We start from the raw sequence: 15,021 nt of genomic DNA, 5'->3' as shown, positions 1-15,021 counted from the left end.
GATGCAGACGAAGCGCGTTCGCATCAAGCTGCCTGCAACCTCGGCGAACCTCGGACCGGGGTTCGACGCGGCTGCGCTGGCGATGTCCATGCATCTGACGGTGGAAGCGGAGCCTGCACCGACATGGCAGATTCACGCCACGGGCCGCGATCCTGAACTGGTGGGCTCGCTCGAAAAGAATCTCATCATCGACACCTTCACCAGCGTGCTGCAGGACGCGGGCAAGAAGGCTTCGCCGCTGCGGTTGACGATCCACAACGAGATTCCGCTGGGTATGGGTTGCGGCTCGTCGGCGGCTGCGCTCTGCGCGGGGGTGGCGCTCGCTGACTTCTTCGGTGAACTGAAGATGGGCGATGCGGGCATCGTGACGGAGGCATCGCGTCGCGAAGGCCACCCCGACAATGTGGCCGCTTGCTGGCTCGGTGGATTTACGGTGTCGGCCGACACCGAGCGCGGCGTGGAGACGGCGACCTTCGGTACAGAACTGCCGTGGCAGTTGCTGCTGGCGGTGCAGGCGACTTCACTTGCCACGAAGAAAGCGCGCGCGCTGCTGCCCGAGACTTACTCCAAGGCCGATGCGGTGTTCAATGTGCAGCGCATGGCTCTGCTGACCGCGGCATTCGCTGGCGGACGCCGCGACCTGCTGCGCGCAGGTACGGAGGACCGCATTCACCAGCCGTACCGGCAGGACGCGTGTCCGCTGCTGAAGGCGTTGCTGCCGCTGGCGCAGGACCAGAAGTTTGCGGGGGTGGCGCTGAGCGGCGCTGGGCCTTCGGTGCTCATGGTGCTGGAGCCGGAGACGACCTTGCTGGAAGCCCAGACGGTGGTGACGGCGTTGGCCGGAGCCGATGTCGAGCTAATTCCGGTGTCGATCGCTGGTGGCGCGGAAGTGCAAGAGCTGGCGTAACTTCGACGGCGATCGAAGATTCCGTGCACGGTGAGATGAACCGTTTTCCACGGAAGCGGCATCTATCCTGATGTGGTTTTGATTTAGAGCCCGCGGCAAAGGCCGCCGGCGAGGAGATGAAGGGCAATGGCAAACGAGTTTGTTCACGATGTAACCGACGCGGAGTTTGAGTCGCAGGTACTGCAGTCGTCGACTCCGGTTCTGGTGGACTTCTGGGCTGCATGGTGCGGTCCTTGCCGTGCACTGGCTCCGGTGGTGGACCAGGTTGCTGCTGAGAACCAGGGCAAGCTGAAGGTGATGAAGATGGACGTCGACAAGAACAACCAGACGCCCGGCCGTTATGGCATCCGCGGCATTCCCGCGCTGCTGATCTTCAAAGACGGCAAGGTAGCGGAGCAGGTTGTGGGCTACGTTCCCAAGGACACCATCGACCAGGCCCTCGGACGCGTGATCGCGTAAGTCGGTTTGACGTTGCAAGAGGCCTCGCTGCGGCGGGGCCTTTTTGCTTGAAGTGCGGGAGACCAGAGATAAGAGATTGGCGGGTGATGATCTCTAATCTCTGATTTCTGATCTCTATCTTTGCTAGGCTTAGATACCGATGCTGGAGTGGATGCTTGTTCACGGGAGCCTGATCGCCTTCTTCATTTTGGCGAACAGCTTCTTTGTGGCTGCGGAGTTTGCGTTGATCAGCGTGCGCGAGACGCGCATTGAGCAGATGATTGCGCAAAACCGGCCCGGCGCGCGCACCGTTCTTGCGCTCAAACACAACATCGACGAGTTTCTGCCCGCCGTGCAGTTCGGCGTTACGCTGGCGAGCCTGGCGCTGGGTGGCCTGGGCGAGCCTGCGATCGCCGACGCGCTCGTCGCGGTGATGCATCGCTGGGGCTTTGCAAGCCATCACACCTTGCTTTATGCGCATTCGCTGGCCGCCGTCGTCGCGTTTGCGATCATCACGTACTTCGAAGTGCTGCTGGGCGAACTGGTGCCGAAGTCGCTGGCGCTGCAGCGTGCAGAGCGCATCGCGCTCGCCGTGGCCGGGCCGATGGAGGTCTTCATCCGCATGACGCGCCCGGCGGTGAAGGTGATGAACGCCTCGGCTGCGGGTGTGCTGAAGATCTTCCGTGCGCCGCTGCAAGGTGAGTCCGCCGCGCATTCGCCGGAGGAGCTGAAGCTGATGGCTTCGGCGAGCCGCCGCAGCGGTCAGTTGCCCGAGGTGCAGGAGGCGATGATTCATCGCGCGATCGAGCTGAATCATGTGGCCGTGAGCGAGATCATGACGCCGCGCGGCAAGATCTTCTCGCTGCCCGCGGATATGCCGCTCGAAGCGGCGAGCAGCCGTATGGTGGACGAGCAGCACTCGCGCGTGCCGGTCTATGACCCCACCGAGGGCCGCGACCACATCATTGGCATCGTGCATGAGAAGGATGTGGCGCGACTGATGCACTTCCGCGCGCTCGCCGGAACGCGCAGCGCGAGCGGCATGACGCTCCGCCAGGTGATGCGCGAGGCGCTGGTGGTGCCGGAGACGAAGCTCGCTGTGGAGATGCTCGAGGAGTTCCGCGAACGCCGTCGGCAGATGGCGATCGTGGTGGATGAGTTTGGCTCCACGCTCGGACTGGTGACAGCCGAAGATGTGCTTGAGCAGATCGTCGGGGAGCTCGAGGACGAGTTCGATGTGGGGCGTCAGCTTTCTCCGCTGCCGGAGGGTGCGACGATCGATCTGGAAGGCTCGGTGAGCCTGCGGGATCTCGTGACGCAGCTCCGCTGGAAGCTGCCGCGTGCGGCGGGTGTGGAGACGGTCGCCGGCTTGATCCTGATGCAGCTCGGACACATTCCCGAGGTAGGCGAGAGTGCCGTGGCCGAAGGGCGGCGCTTCATTGTGACGGAGATGGATGGCAACCGCATTGCGCATGTGCGAGTGGTGCCGGTGGCGCAGCCTGTGGACGAGGCCAACGCGACGGAAGAGGTTGTTGCTGAGTGAAGCGTAGTGCTGGTTGGTTGGCGTTGAAGCGTGTAGTGGTGACGTTGCCTGTGTTGTGGGTGGTGGTGTCGGTGGTGTTTCTGCTGATCCACCTCGTGCCGGGTGATCCCATCGCGCAGATGCTGGGCGACGGTGCGACGGCGAGTGATATCGATCATCTGCGTCATCAGTATGGCTTTGATCAGCCGTTGTGGCTGCAGTACACGCATTACTGGCGCGGAGTGGCGCGCGCAGACTTCGGGCAATCGCTCCGCTTGCATGACTCGGTGTTACACCTGATCCTGCAACGCTATCCGTATACGCTCGCGCTGACGGTGGCGGCGATGATTCTTGGCGCATTGGTGGCGATTCCTGCGGGTGTGGCAGCGGCACGGCGCAAGAATACGTGGACGGATCGCTCGCTCGGTGTAGCGAGTTTGTTTGGCTTGAGCTTTCCGAACTTTGCGCTGGGGCCGGTGCTGATCCTGGTGTTTTCGATCGGGCTGGGATGGTTGCCGGTGTCGGGCGCGGGCGTAGGTGTAGGAAGTTTCCTCGCGCACCTGGTGCTGCCCGCGGTGACGCTCGGGCTGGGGTTGGCGGCGATCCTCATGCGTATGGTGCGGACGTCGATGCTCGAGGAACTGAGCCAGGACTACATCCGCACAGCGCGCGCGAAGGGGTTGAGCGAAAGCGCGGTGGTGTATCGCCACGCGCTGCGCAATGCGCTGAACCCGGTGCTGACGGTGATGGGCCTGCAGTTCGGCTCGCTGCTCGCGGGCGCGATTGTCACGGAGACGATCTTTGGCTGGCCGGGACTGGGGCGCCTGACGCTGTCGGCGATCTCGAACCGCGATTACGCGCTGGTGCAGGGTTGCATACTGGCGATCGGGCTAACGTATGTGCTCGTGAATCTGCTGACGGATGCTGTGTACGCGCTGGCCGATCCGCGGATGCGGAAGTAGAGCGCTCCACCCGCGCCGTCTGTCCCACCGCGCTGCTCTCATGCGCAGATGTGTGCGGGAGGACAACGGCTCCAACTACCTGGGCGCATGAAAGCGGACCCACGCCTCAGCAGCGAGACATGGGGCAACCGGTTCCTGCTATTTCAGAAGGTCTACGATCTCGGCGTGTGGGGATTGCCCGGGTTCGAGGACGAGCCACGCGAAGGTGACCGGCAGTGAGAAACGGCGCGGGCCGCAGGAGCCGGGATTCAGGTACATCACGCCGTTGCGCGTTTCGACGCCGGGTTTGTGCGAGTGGCCGCTGAGCACGACAGAGAAGCCTGCTGCCTCCGGCTTCAGGTCGAGGTCATGCACCGAGTGCAGCATGTAGATGAAGTGACCGCCAAGCTCAAGGGCTTCGGTCGCGGGCAGCAGTGCCATATCGCCGTAGAGGTCTACGTTGCCGCGGATCGCTGTGACCGGCGCGATCTTCCGCAGCGCGTCAAGGATACGGTTGTCGCCGACGTCGCCCGCGTGCAGGATGTACTCGGCGCCAGCAAGGGCCGGCAGGAGCTCTTCGCGCTGTAGACCATGGGTGTCGGAGACGACCGCGATGCGCATAAGCTAGAGCCCTTCGCGAAGGCGCGAGCGCGGGTCAAGCGCATCGCGGAGTCCATCGCCGATGAGGTTGAAGCTGAGAACGCAGAGCGCGACCGCCGCCGCAGGGAAGGCGACCAGATACGGCGACTCAAAGAGGTGCGAGCGGGCGTCGTTGAGCATTGCGCCCCAGGTAGCCGTGGGTGGCTGCACACCGAGGCCAAGGAAGCTGAGCGTCGCTTCCGCGAGGATGGCTCCGGCCATGCCAACTGCGGCCTGCACGATGAGCGGTTGGGCGATGTTGGGCAGGATGTGGCGCAGCAGAAGACGCGCGTCCGACGCGCCCAGCGAGCGCGCGGCCTGCACGAACTCGCGGTCTTTCATGTGCAGCACCTGCGCGCGGACGAGGCGCGCGTAGTTCACCCATCCCGACAGCGCGAGCGCGAGGACAACGTTCACGAGCGACGGCCCGAGGAAAGCCACAAACGCCACGGCGAGCAAGATACCCGGCAATGCGAGAAAGGCGTTCGACAGGTAGAGGTTGATCGCGGTGTCAGCGATGCCACCGTAAAAGCCTGCGATGGAACCCATGACGATCCCGACGGCCAGCGAGAGCAGCACGACGGCCGTTGCCACGCAGAGCGAGATTCGCGCGCCCCACAGGGTTCGGGAGAGCACATCACGACCGAGCTCGTCGGTGCCGAACCAGTGGAGGGCGGAGGGCGTCTGCAGCCGCGCGACGAGGTCAATCTGCGCAGGATCATGGTGTACGAGGAGAGGGCCGACCAGCGCAGCCAGCGAGATGATCGCCAGTAACAGGCAACCTATTAACGCTAATGGATATCTCAAAAGCCAGCTTACGAGTTTGTTGTTCGAATCGTGTTGCATGAATGCCTTGGCTTCATCATAGCGAGCGATGATGCCGGGTCTACAACCTTTCGTGTGTTGACGCACCCAAATGCCGCCTCTACGCTGCAGTTATTAGTAAAAAGATCAACCGGGCCTGAAACTGAACAGTGTGGAGCATGAATGGGGCAGGCGCGTGAGCAGATTGGGATTGGCAGTGAGCCGTCGCTTGGTGTTAGATGGTATAGACATCCGGCGCGGCGTCAGCAACTCACGAGGCTCTCAGCAGGCTCGCGTCCGTACCATGTCACTCTCGATTGCCTGAGTTCCACTCCGTCCCTTACGAACGGACTCGAGACTACCAACTTCCGCGTGAAACACGAGATGGCCTTTGGCGCTCGCAGCGGAAATTAGGAGCGTCGAGTCGTGGTCAAATGGCAGCGTGAATCGGATAAGGCGAAGTTCACCACGATCTTAGGCGTGGACTTCTTTCATGGCACAGCGAATGAAGCGGTGAATTACATCAGCAGCCGTGGCGGCTTGCTGGTCGTTCCTGCAGCTCCGGCCCTCAAAGACATTCAGTCGAATCCCGGCTATCGCGAAGCACTGCTCGGTGCGGACCTCGCGATCACCGACTCGGCATTCATGGTGCTCGTTTGGAACCTCGTCGGCCGCGGGCGTAAGATCCACCGGGTCTCGGGGCTTGAATATCTGGTGCAGTTGCTGGATCGTCGCGAAGCCTCACGCCCTGGCAACATGATGTGGATCATGCCCGGTCGTGAAAGCGCCGACCGCAACCTTGCTTACCTGCGCGAGCGTGGCATTCATATTCCGGACGAGCACGTTGTCCTCGCGCCGATGTACGGCAAAGAGATCGAAGACAAGCCCCTGCTGGAGCTGATCGAACGCACGAAGCCGAAGCACATCGTGATCGCCGTGGGCGGCGGAACGCAGGAGCGGCTCGGACTGTACCTGAAGCAGAACCTCAGCTATCTGCCGAGCATCCACTGCATCGGTGCAGCGATCGCGTTCCTCAGCGGCGATCAGGTCCACATTCCCATGTGGGCGGATAAGTTCTACATGGGCTGGCTTTTCCGCTCGCTCGACAACCCGAAGCGCTTCGTTCCGCGCTACTGGGCCGCGCGGAAGCTCTTCGGCCTGATGCTGCGCTACCGCGACCGGCTCCCCGAGCCGCAGTAGTCTCGCCGGACGCCGCTTGCTCGAACACAAACGCATCTACATTGCAGGACACCAGGGGCTGGTTGGCTCGGCGCTCCTGCGAATCCTTGCGTCTGCCGGCTGCCGATGTCTGATCACGCGGACTCATGCGGAGCTGGACCTCTGCGATGCCGAAGCTACGAGACGGTTCTTCGCGACTGAACGGCCTGAGATTGTTCTGCTGGCGGCGGCCAGGGTTGGCGGCATCGGAGCGATGCTGGCCTCGCCTGCAGAGTTCTACGAAACCAATGTGGCGATACAGCGTTCGGTCCTTTCTGCGGCTGAGGCCGTGGGCATTGAGCGGCTGATCTTTCTGGCGTCCGCGGCGATCTATCCGCGCGATGCGGAGAACCCCATCGCCGAGGCCGCGCTCGGTTCCGGACCTTTAGAGCCCTCCGTCGAGCCGTATGCGCTGGCGAAGATCGCCGGGATCGAAGAGTGTCGGCGGCTCGGACCGCGGTTCCTCGCCGTGGCGCCGTGCAATCTCTACGGCGAGCAGGACCACTTCGAGCCCGGCCGCGCGCAGGTGCTCGCCAGCCTGCTGCGCAAGGCGCATGAAGCCCGTCTCGCGGGGCAAGGGCACATCGAAGTTTGGGGAACAGGGAACGCGCGGCGCGAACTGCTCTTTGCCGATGATTTGGCGGAGGCCTGCCTGCATTTGCTCTGCCTGCCCGAGGAGGAGTTCGCGGGGCTGACGCCTCTGGTGAACGTCGGGGCGGGGCACGATCACTCGATTCGCGAGCTGGCTATCGCCGCTTGTCGCGCGGCAGGATTCGCGGGCGAACTGCGGTTCGATGCTTCCAAGCCTGAAGGCGCGTTGCGCAAGTTGCTGGACTCCAGCCGCCTCAATGCGACAGGCTGGCATCCGCGAACGACGTTGGAGGATGGATTGGCTCGAACCTATCGCGCCATGAAAACGCGTCTCACGGCGTGAGCAGCTTTTTGCGAGGGGCCGGGTCTTTACGGATATGAAGCGATGCGGTGCGTGGGGTCTGGTTGTACTTGCGGCAGTCATGAGCTGGGCGTCGGTCTGTGCGGCGCAGGGAACGGTCTCTGAGCGCTACCTCTTCGCCGCGGTGAACGCTGAGCGCATCCAGCGTGGGCTGCCCGAACTGCGGTGGGACGACCAGCTGTATCGCGCTGCCGAGATGCATGCGCGCCAGATGGCCGAGCATCGTGCGATCTCGCATCAATTTACCGGCGAGTCCGACCTGGCCGCTCGCGGGCAGCTTGTCGGAGCGCACTTTTCGACCATCGCCGAGAACGTCGCGATGGCACCGACCGCCGTCCGCATCCATGACGCCTGGATGAATTCGCCGCATCATCGCGACAACATCCTCGACCGCACGGTGGACTCGGTGGCGATCCGCGTGCTCGCGCGCGACGGCGAGCTGTACGCAGTGGAAGACTTCGACCGTTCCGTCGCGGGCTTGTCGCTGGACGAGCAGGAACAGCAGGTAGGCGCGCTTGTACATCACTGGGCGCCGGGGATGCTCATGGCGGATGACGCGACCGACGCGCGTGCGACCTGCGCCCGGGAGAGCGGCTACGTCGGCGACCGGATGCCGTGGTTCGTGATGCGCTTTACGTCCTCAAACCTCACGCAGCTGCCGGAGCAGCTCACCAGCAAGCTGAAGACCGGCAAGTATAAGCAGGCAGCAATCGGTGCGTGCGCAGCGAGGGGAAATGGCGCATTTACGGCGTTTCAAGTGGCCGTGCTCCTGTACCCTTAGCGCCGGTGAAGAATCTCCACCGGAAAATGCGCCGCAGGCCTCACTGTGGAAAGCAGTTTGTGTTATAAAAATGAAGGAGCAACCGACCGGTTGCAGCGTTCCAAGCGCGATCCTCAGTAGCTCAATGGCAGAGCATTCGACTGTTAATCGAAGGGTTGTAGGTTCGAGTCCTACCTGAGGAGCCATCCTCTCCAAATACAAATCTGGCAGTCTCTGGTCGTGATTTCCGCTCATTGTGGAAGCATGATCCACTTGCTGTTGTGGTTGAGGTTTCAGGCGTATAAACTTCATTCGTTGACATTTACCGTCGATAGCTCTGCTTCTCTTTCCTCGCAGTGGTAGGTTTTTCCACAGAGCGAGATTGAAGCGGACCTTGGTGAACGGACCTGCCTTACAGGAAGCTCGCGCGGAAAGTGCGGAACGCTGTAGGATAGGCTGCACAGGAGCCGAGCACGGAAGTGAAGACCCAGCGTAGATATCAGGAAATCGCCGCGCGCATTTCGCGCTATATCGCGGAAAACGGGCTTCAGCCGGGGGACCGACTGCCCGGCGAGATCGACTTGGCGAAGGTGTGTGGCGTGAGCCGGCCGACGATCCGCGAAGCGATGGTCGCGCTCGAAATTGCAGGCGAACTGGAGATTCGATCGGGGTCGGGAGCTTACGTTCGCAAGAACGTAAATCCGATGTCCCTGGTGCTGGACTCCGGCCCCGGGCCGTTTGAACTCCTGCGGGCGCGGATCCTGATCGAAGGAGAGATTGCCGCCGATGCGGCGCTGTACGCCTCTGCTGCGGATCTGGAGCGGGTCGAGTTGGCGCTGCGCGAGATGCGGGAGCTGGTGGCAGGCAAGATCAACGCACAAGCAAATGACCGTGCATTTCATGTCGCGATCGGGGAAGCCGCGAAGAACTCGGTGTTGGCGTCGATCGTCGACGGCCTATGGGCGGGGATGTTCTCGCCGATGTATCACCGGCTGAGTCAGAGGGCGCGTATGGAGGGCTACCAGGCGGAGGCCCTGCGCGACCACGAAGACATCTTTGCCGCGATCCAGGCACGCAATCCTAACGACGCACGCAAGGCGATGCGTCGGCATCTACAGAACGTCGAGCAGCACTTGGCGGAGAGCGATGTCCCGCTGTCCGAAGAGCTGGACGCAGTGGATGCTTCGGTTTAGCTTTGCCGCTTAAATCGCTCCATTCAATGAGCTTTCGGTCCTATGCCCCGGGCGATTTCGAGGCAATGTTTGCTTTGGATGAGGTCTGCTTTACGCCGGAGTTCCGCTTTTCGCGGTCGTCGATGCGTCGTTTCGCCGAGGCCCGCCGTGCCCGGGTCGTGATCGCGGAGGCGGAAGGCGTCCTGGCTGGGTTCGTTATCGTGCATCTCGAAAAGATGGGCGGGACGAACGTCAGCTATGTCGTAACGCTCGATGTCGCGCCGGACTGGCGTCGGCTAGGGCTGGCAGCACGGCTCATGCACGAGGCGGAGCTCGCCTCGACAGGCTGCGCCGCGATGCTGCTCCATGTCTTCACGGGAAACGAGGACGCGATCCGGTTTTATGAGCGGCTTGGATTCGAGCGCTCCCATACGGAAGAGGCGTTTTACGGCGAGGGGCTCGATGCCTTCGTCTACCGCAAGCGGCTCGATCCGGCTCAGGCGTCGTAGCGGCGCGCGAAGCGCAGAACCACGGCCCACTCGCCGTCCATCTCTTCCTGCCACACAATCTCGCCGCCCAGCATACGAGCAATTTCCTGTGGGGTCAGGTCGCGGTCCTGGTCGAACTCACGTCCACGAGAGCTGCCGGGATGTTCTGCCAGATATCGTTGCAGGGCGGGCGACATGAAGTGCGTGGTGAAGACGACGGCGGTATCGAAATCGCCCGGACGTTGTGCGGCCTTCTGGATCTCCGGCCGCGAGAAGTTCTCGACCGAGGTCACCTTGATGCGTTGGGAAACGTAGCCGAGGTCGGGGCGGAAGAGATCTGCGGCCACCGGCCAGGCGGTCAGCACAGTGGCGTTGGGGTAATGCTGCTCGACGAAATGTGCCGCATCTTCGTGAACGCGAATCATGTCCCGATACGTGAGGTTATCCTCGGGAGCGAATGATACTGCAGGGTTTATCCAAAGCGCAGAAGCAAAGGCTGCGAAGACCAGCCCGGCCAGCAGGGGCCACCATTCCGTACGGCGGCGCCAGCAGTCGATGCAGACCAGCAGGATAAGCGGATAGACGGGCAGGAGGTAGCGCGTAAGCAGCGCTCCGCCAAGGATGGAGAATGCGAGCCAGTTTGCGATGTACAGGACGCCGATCGTGACGAAGATCGGTTGGGTGAGCGTGCGCTTTGGGGCGACGGCGCGCGTGAGCAGGAAGGCTGCCACGGCGAAGACGAGCGGGATCCACAGATTGCGCTGCCAGGTCAGGTGGACGAAGCGGTAGCGGAGCGCCTCGGAGACGTGCTGCAGAGTGAAGTTCGCGGTGGCGTTGTAGCGCAGGTATTCGGGGTTGCCGAAGGTGAAGCCTGTCTTGTGGTGGTGGTAGGCGTACCAGCCGAGCAGAGGGATGACCGGAAAACTGAGGGCGCCGAAGCGGCGGGGGCAACCGCGGTTGGTCCGGGCGAGCAGGTAGAGTTCCAGCGCGGCGAGGGCAGCGGGTTCGACGATCGCGGTTTCCTTGCTGAGCGCGGCGAGCGAGAAAAGCGCGGCGATGGCGAGGAGCTTCGGGAGCGGCTGGCACCCGATGGTCTCGAAGTAGAAGGCGAAAGCCCAGAGGGTGAACGCGGCGGCGAAGATGTCGGCGTGCGCGAGCGTCGATTGCGCGAACCAGATGGGGTAGACCGCGACAAGGGCTGTAAGGGCGACTCCTGCAGAGGGACTGAGGAGGCGTTGGCCGATGCGAAAGACGGCGGTGAGTCCGGCGGCGGCGAAGGCCGCGGCGCAGAGCCGGGTTGCGAGGATGTGATAGCCGGTGAGGTGCCAGAGCAGGCCGAGGACGACGTTCGGCAGCGGCGGGTGCGCGTTGGTGAACTCGGGGATGAGCGTCCAGCGGTGGAAGAAGTCCAGCGCGGCGGGGACGTAGTAGCCGCCCTCGTCCCAGTAGTACGGCAGGTGGAGCAGCGTCAGATGACTGACGGCGACGATCGCCCAGAGGAAGAGCCAGATTGCCCAGCTTGGAAGCTGCGCGAGCCGGTCACAAGCCCGGCGGACTGGGGTGAAGGCGCGGAAAGGGGCTTGGCTGGGGGCGAGGTCGGTGGTCAAGGTTTTGATTTCGGGCGGGTGTTTGGAGGATCAGCTTACAGCTATCAGCTTCAAGTTTGGATCGAGCTTCGAGCTGTCAGCTGTGAGTTTGATTCGAGTTGTGGGTTTCGAGTTTTGAGTTGCGGGTAGAGCGAAGCCCGGGCTGCTGGACGCAGACCCGGGCTCGGCTGGGTGGGGTTTAGTTGAAGTTCGAGGTGTTCGGGCGCGGAGCCTGCGGGGCGTCCAGCGAGATTTCGCCGAAGCTCTGCTCGTACTGCTGGATGTTCTGGCCGAGGATCGAGTGCAGGGCCTTGGCCTGCTGCGGGCTGAGGTAGATGCCCTGGAAGTTCTCGATGTTGACTTCGTCGGCGGCGGTCTGGTCGAGCGTGCCGAAGATCAAACGGAAGTCCCAGATGGAGAGGCGCACCTGCACGCTGTTGGCGTAGGAGTCGCGGTAGTCGGGGGTCTTGTCGAGAACGATGCGGGTGTTGTCCGGCTGCGTGATGGTCTGGCTCATGAGACTTCTTTCTGCTGATCTGCTGAGGAAACTCTTGGTGCGGGAGGAGGGACTCGAACCCTCACGCCTAGGGCACAGGCTTCTAAGACCTGCGTGTCTGCCATTTCACCACTCCCGCAGATTGTGGAACAAGGGTAACAAGGGTTGGGGCGGAAAAGCGAACGCCGCGAAGCAAGATGCTCCGCGGCGATCCTCCTGAGTGGGGTGAAGTTTTTACTGCTGGGTCATGACGCCGGTGCCGGAGTCGGTGCCGCAGGTGCCATTGAGCACCCAGTTGGTGATGGTGAGCGTCTTGCCGTCGGTGGAGAAGGTACCGCTGGCCGTGACAGAGTTACCGATGATGAGGTCTGTGTAGGTCATGGTGAAGCTGCCGCCGGTGACGATGGCGCTCGAGACAGCGGTCGGTGAGGTGAAGCAGGGGTTCTGACCGAGGTTTGCCGAGCCGGTGAGCGTGAAGTTGCCGTTGGTGTCGGAGGCTGGCGACTGCGTGAGCGTCGCGGTCATCTGCAGGACGGGGAGCGTGGCCGAGTCCTTGTCGTAGAACTTACCGGTGTAGGTGCCGGTGACCGAGGCGTAGCTCTGCGCTGTTGCGCTGACGGAGGCCAGCGAGCAGCTTCCGCCAGAGACGCTGTAGGCGGCGTTGGTGATCGACTTGCCATCGGCGGCGAGCGCGCCGGTGATGGTCAGGGTGCCGCCAGCGACAGCGCCGGTCAGCGTGACCTTGTTGTCGGCGTCGGCCGAGCCGCTGACCGTGAAGGCGTCCTTCGGCGATACGCAGGCCGAGGCGGCGTTCGAGTGGAAGATGCCGGTCATCGAGGTCGAGGTGCCGGTGAGCTCGCCCGAGAGTGCGGGGAGCGTGGCGTTCGATGTTGCGGCGGTGATCTGCCAGTTGCCGGTGACCGTGATCGCCTTGGCGTTGGTCGCGGTGGAGGTCATGGCGCCGTTGCAACCGGCGAACAGGATGGCGGTGGATGCAAGGAGGGTAGCGCAGGCTTTCGCGCAGGACGAGAGGTTGCTGAGACGCATGGAAGCTCCGGGGCCCGAGGGACCTTGTCAGGTCCGAGATGTTTGGTGGAACGAGGTCATCATGGCAGTTACGGATAGGGGATGGCATCCCCCGCGCGGGGTCATCCATGCCCCCGGCTGGAGTCTTCTTCGGCAGGATCGAAAGAAAACTTCAGAGCTGTTTCTCGGATGGAGGTCAGGTCGCTACTGCTTCACAAGCTGTGCTGGCGGGGAGCCGCTAAAGGTGCCGCACGAAGACGAGCTGTAGCTCCAATCGATGTCGTCGATGATCTTTCCATCCTGACTGTCATCAGCGAGAAGGAGCGCCTGATGGATGTAGTCGCTACTGAAGATGCCTTGGATCGTGCTGAGATAGCCAGCCAATTCGCCATCGAGTGGGCCGGTGGATTGGCAACCGGCGACTTTGAAGGTAAGGGTGCCGGACAACGGGATGAAGCCGCCGTGGATGTAGTAGTTGGCCTGTGCTATCTGAGCAGAGACCTCGTGCGTGGCTCCGTTGGCGTCGATAAAGCTTCCCGCGTAAGTGCCGGTGAGAGGAGCATTCCACTGGCCCCATAGCCCGGGCGAGGTGGTCGCGCATTTGCCGGTGACGACGAAGGAGCCGTTGGTGATGGATTGCCGGTCTGCCGAGAGCGTGCCGACGATGTGGACGTGGCTGGAGGCGAAGTCGCCGTCGAGCGTGAGGGTTCCGTTGGAGGAGGTGCCGGTCATGTCGACGAGCGCACCGCCGAGGTTACCGGGAACGTTATTCAGGCAGGCTGCGGTTCCATAAGGATTTGTCAGATCACTGCTGGCGATGTCGAAGCTGCCGCGAACGGTGGTGCCGTTGGCGCTGAGCGCGCCGTAGAAGCCGCCGATGGGCGCGACGTTGTAGCCGCCATTGGCGTCGCGGCCTTCGATCGACCAGGCCCCGCCGGGCAGGTTTGGAGATGACTCATAGGTCACCGGGCCGCCGTCAGGCGGGACGCGGCCCTGGCCGCACCCTACAGATATTGCGATCCATAGGCAAGCTGAAGCTTGGAGCAAAGCTCGGGCAACTCTCATGGGTGGCCGAAGTATACCGTAGCCCTCGGAGTCTTCTGTCAAGGCCAGTTTCATGGGTGCTTCTCGGGGGCGGGCAGGTCTGTGGTGTCCACGATCTTCGCGCTGGAGCGGAAGCGGCGGTAGTTGGAGTAGGTGTCCGTGCCGATGAGGTGGACGACGAAGGTGCGAAACGTCGTGTGCGCGGTCACGGTTGTGTCAAAGGTGGATTCGACGGGGAGGAGCGTTCCTTCTATCGGCGCGAATCGCATTGCGGAGATCGTGTCTTTGCTGAAGGGTCCGATGTCGGCGAGGAACTGTGTCCAGTTACGAAGAATGTGGTGGTTGGCGTCGACTGAGAGCCGGATGTGACGTTGGAGATTGGCCGGAGCCGTCGCCGAGGAGCGGGGTGAGGTCGAGGACTGTGCACTCCGTGCCGCTGACTTGCTCATGGCCGGCGATCTCGATCTTGAAGTTTGTGAGTTCTTCCTCAAGGCTAAGCGACTGAACGCTCGCGCTGTGTTTGGGTGGATTGCGACGACTACGTTCTGCCTCGTTCAGGCCGGTGCGCTCCTTTACGGCCTGATCGTAGAGAGCGTTTTCGCGTTCGAGCGCTTTGCCGATGAGCGGCTGGCCGTCGATTTCCAGTCGTCGGATGTAGGGCAGGCCGCCGATGAAAATCTGCTCGCTCGTATAGGTGTGGTCGGCGGTGAGCTTGCCTTTGATATAGTTCAGGTCGCGATGCAGGATCGTGTAGGTGAATGATTGCTCCGGCGCGGTGGAGTCTGCGGCGTGGACGCTGGCCTGCTTGAGTAGTTCGCGGGCGTCAGGCGTTTGTGCGTGGGCTGCGGAAAGCGCGGCGCAGAGAAACGATGCCACTGAAAACCTGAGAAATAGGCGCATGGAGGTGGGCTTCAGGTTGCCACAGGAGTCATCGAAAGACAATAAGGACCGGGCCTGCAACCTTTAGTGATCTAGTACATCAAAAGAGTTGACAGTAACTCACTCACATGTGAGACTGGAGAGGTCAT

17 protein-coding genes and 2 tRNA genes are annotated in these 15,021 nt (G+C 62.4%); 10 read left to right on the top strand and 9 right to left on the bottom strand.

Features of this window, described 5'->3' with window-relative positions; genetic code table 11:
• The first annotated feature begins 1 nt into the window (after window position 1).
• The 4 genes from thrB (at window position 2) to OHL11_RS06140 (ending at window position 3,829) form a co-directional block, all read left to right on the top strand.
• Window positions 2–907 carry a homoserine kinase gene (gene thrB, locus OHL11_RS06155; protein WP_263370619.1) on the top strand — a complete coding sequence of 302 codons (906 nt, stop codon included), beginning with the start codon at window positions 2–4 and terminating at the stop codon, window positions 905–907.
• 126 nt (window positions 908–1,033) lie between these two features.
• Window positions 1,034–1,366 carry a thioredoxin gene (trxA, locus tag OHL11_RS06150; RefSeq protein WP_263370618.1) on the top strand — a complete coding sequence of 111 codons (333 nt, stop codon included), beginning with the start codon at window positions 1,034–1,036 and terminating at the stop codon, window positions 1,364–1,366.
• 151 nt (window positions 1,367–1,517) lie between these two features.
• A complete protein-coding gene (locus OHL11_RS06145; protein ID WP_317890627.1) occupies window positions 1,518–2,888 on the top strand; it encodes a hemolysin family protein in 1,371 nt (456 codons plus the stop codon).
• Window positions 2,885–3,829 carry an ABC transporter permease gene (locus OHL11_RS06140; RefSeq protein ID WP_263370616.1) on the top strand — a complete coding sequence of 315 codons (945 nt, stop codon included), beginning with the start codon at window positions 2,885–2,887 and terminating at the stop codon, window positions 3,827–3,829. Before OHL11_RS06145 ends, OHL11_RS06140 begins: the two co-directional genes overlap by 4 nt.
• Before the next feature lie 138 nt (window positions 3,830–3,967).
• Here the strand turns inward: OHL11_RS06140 and OHL11_RS06135 are convergent, their stop codons facing one another.
• Entirely contained in the window at window positions 3,968–4,429 is a 462-nt protein-coding gene (locus tag OHL11_RS06135; protein WP_263370615.1) for a metallophosphoesterase family protein, read from the bottom strand.
• A gap of 3 nt (window positions 4,430–4,432) precedes the next feature.
• Complete coding sequence (locus OHL11_RS06130; RefSeq protein WP_263370614.1) at window positions 4,433–5,293, bottom strand: ABC transporter permease; 861 nt, start codon at window positions 5,291–5,293, stop codon at window positions 4,433–4,435.
• 384 nt (window positions 5,294–5,677) lie between these two features.
• Here OHL11_RS06130 and OHL11_RS06125 point away from each other — a divergent pair, with 384 nt between their 5' ends.
• The 6 genes from OHL11_RS06125 (at window position 5,678) to OHL11_RS06100 (ending at window position 9,862) form a co-directional block, all read left to right on the top strand.
• Window positions 5,678–6,451: a WecB/TagA/CpsF family glycosyltransferase gene (locus OHL11_RS06125; RefSeq protein ID WP_263370613.1), complete on the top strand. Its 774-nt coding sequence runs from the start codon at window positions 5,678–5,680 to the stop codon at window positions 6,449–6,451.
• 16 nt (window positions 6,452–6,467) lie between these two features.
• A complete protein-coding gene (locus tag OHL11_RS06120) occupies window positions 6,468–7,403 on the top strand; it encodes a GDP-L-fucose synthase family protein (protein WP_263370612.1) in 936 nt (311 codons plus the stop codon).
• Between the two features lie 79 nt (window positions 7,404–7,482).
• Window positions 7,483–8,202: a CAP domain-containing protein gene (locus OHL11_RS06115; protein ID WP_263370611.1), complete on the top strand. Its 720-nt coding sequence runs from the start codon at window positions 7,483–7,485 to the stop codon at window positions 8,200–8,202.
• Between the two features lie 110 nt (window positions 8,203–8,312).
• A tRNA-Asn gene (locus OHL11_RS06110) sits at window positions 8,313–8,387 on the top strand.
• A gap of 273 nt (window positions 8,388–8,660) precedes the next feature.
• Window positions 8,661–9,374 (top strand): FadR/GntR family transcriptional regulator, encoded by a 714-nt coding sequence (locus OHL11_RS06105; RefSeq protein WP_263370610.1) that lies wholly within the window; start codon window positions 8,661–8,663, stop codon window positions 9,372–9,374.
• A 65-nt stretch (window positions 9,375–9,439) separates the two neighbouring features.
• Window positions 9,440–9,862 (top strand): GNAT family N-acetyltransferase, encoded by a 423-nt coding sequence (locus tag OHL11_RS06100; protein ID WP_263370609.1) that lies wholly within the window; start codon window positions 9,440–9,442, stop codon window positions 9,860–9,862.
• Here OHL11_RS06100 and OHL11_RS06095 read toward each other — a convergent pair.
• The 7 genes from OHL11_RS06095 to OHL11_RS06065 all read right to left on the bottom strand — a co-directional run bounded on the left by OHL11_RS06095 (window position 9,850) and on the right by OHL11_RS06065 (window position 14,869).
• Window positions 9,850–11,448, bottom strand: coding sequence for an ArnT family glycosyltransferase (locus OHL11_RS06095; protein WP_263370608.1), 1,599 nt, complete (start codon window positions 11,446–11,448; stop codon window positions 9,850–9,852). The two genes, OHL11_RS06100 and OHL11_RS06095, sit on opposite strands and share 13 nt — an antisense overlap.
• Window positions 11,449–11,626: 178 nt before the next feature.
• Window positions 11,627–11,944 (bottom strand): DUF3467 domain-containing protein, encoded by a 318-nt coding sequence (locus OHL11_RS06090; RefSeq protein ID WP_263370607.1) that lies wholly within the window; start codon window positions 11,942–11,944, stop codon window positions 11,627–11,629.
• Between the two features lie 35 nt (window positions 11,945–11,979).
• Window positions 11,980–12,062 (bottom strand) — tRNA-Leu (locus OHL11_RS06085).
• Window positions 12,063–12,157: 95 nt separating this feature from the next.
• Window positions 12,158–12,970: a hypothetical protein gene (locus tag OHL11_RS06080; RefSeq protein WP_263370606.1), complete on the bottom strand. Its 813-nt coding sequence runs from the start codon at window positions 12,968–12,970 to the stop codon at window positions 12,158–12,160.
• A gap of 183 nt (window positions 12,971–13,153) precedes the next feature.
• On the bottom strand, window positions 13,154–13,915 hold the full coding sequence (locus OHL11_RS06075; RefSeq protein WP_263370605.1) for a hypothetical protein: 762 nt from the start codon (window positions 13,913–13,915) through the stop codon (window positions 13,154–13,156).
• Between the two features lie 149 nt (window positions 13,916–14,064).
• Window positions 14,065–14,262, bottom strand: a complete 198-nt coding sequence (locus OHL11_RS06070) for a hypothetical protein (protein WP_263370604.1) — start codon at window positions 14,260–14,262, stop codon at window positions 14,065–14,067.
• Window positions 14,263–14,317: 55 nt separating this feature from the next.
• Window positions 14,318–14,869 (bottom strand): hypothetical protein, encoded by a 552-nt coding sequence (locus OHL11_RS06065; protein ID WP_263370603.1) that lies wholly within the window; start codon window positions 14,867–14,869, stop codon window positions 14,318–14,320.
• Between the last annotated feature and the right edge of the window lie 152 nt (window positions 14,870–15,021).

Origin of the sequence: Granulicella cerasi (genome assembly GCF_025685575.1) — a bacterium.
Taxonomy (GTDB): Bacteria; Acidobacteriota; Terriglobia; order Terriglobales; family Acidobacteriaceae; genus Granulicella; species Granulicella cerasi.
The sequence above is the reverse complement of the archived record's forward strand: the minus strand, read 5'-3'. Positions and strand labels throughout refer to the sequence as shown.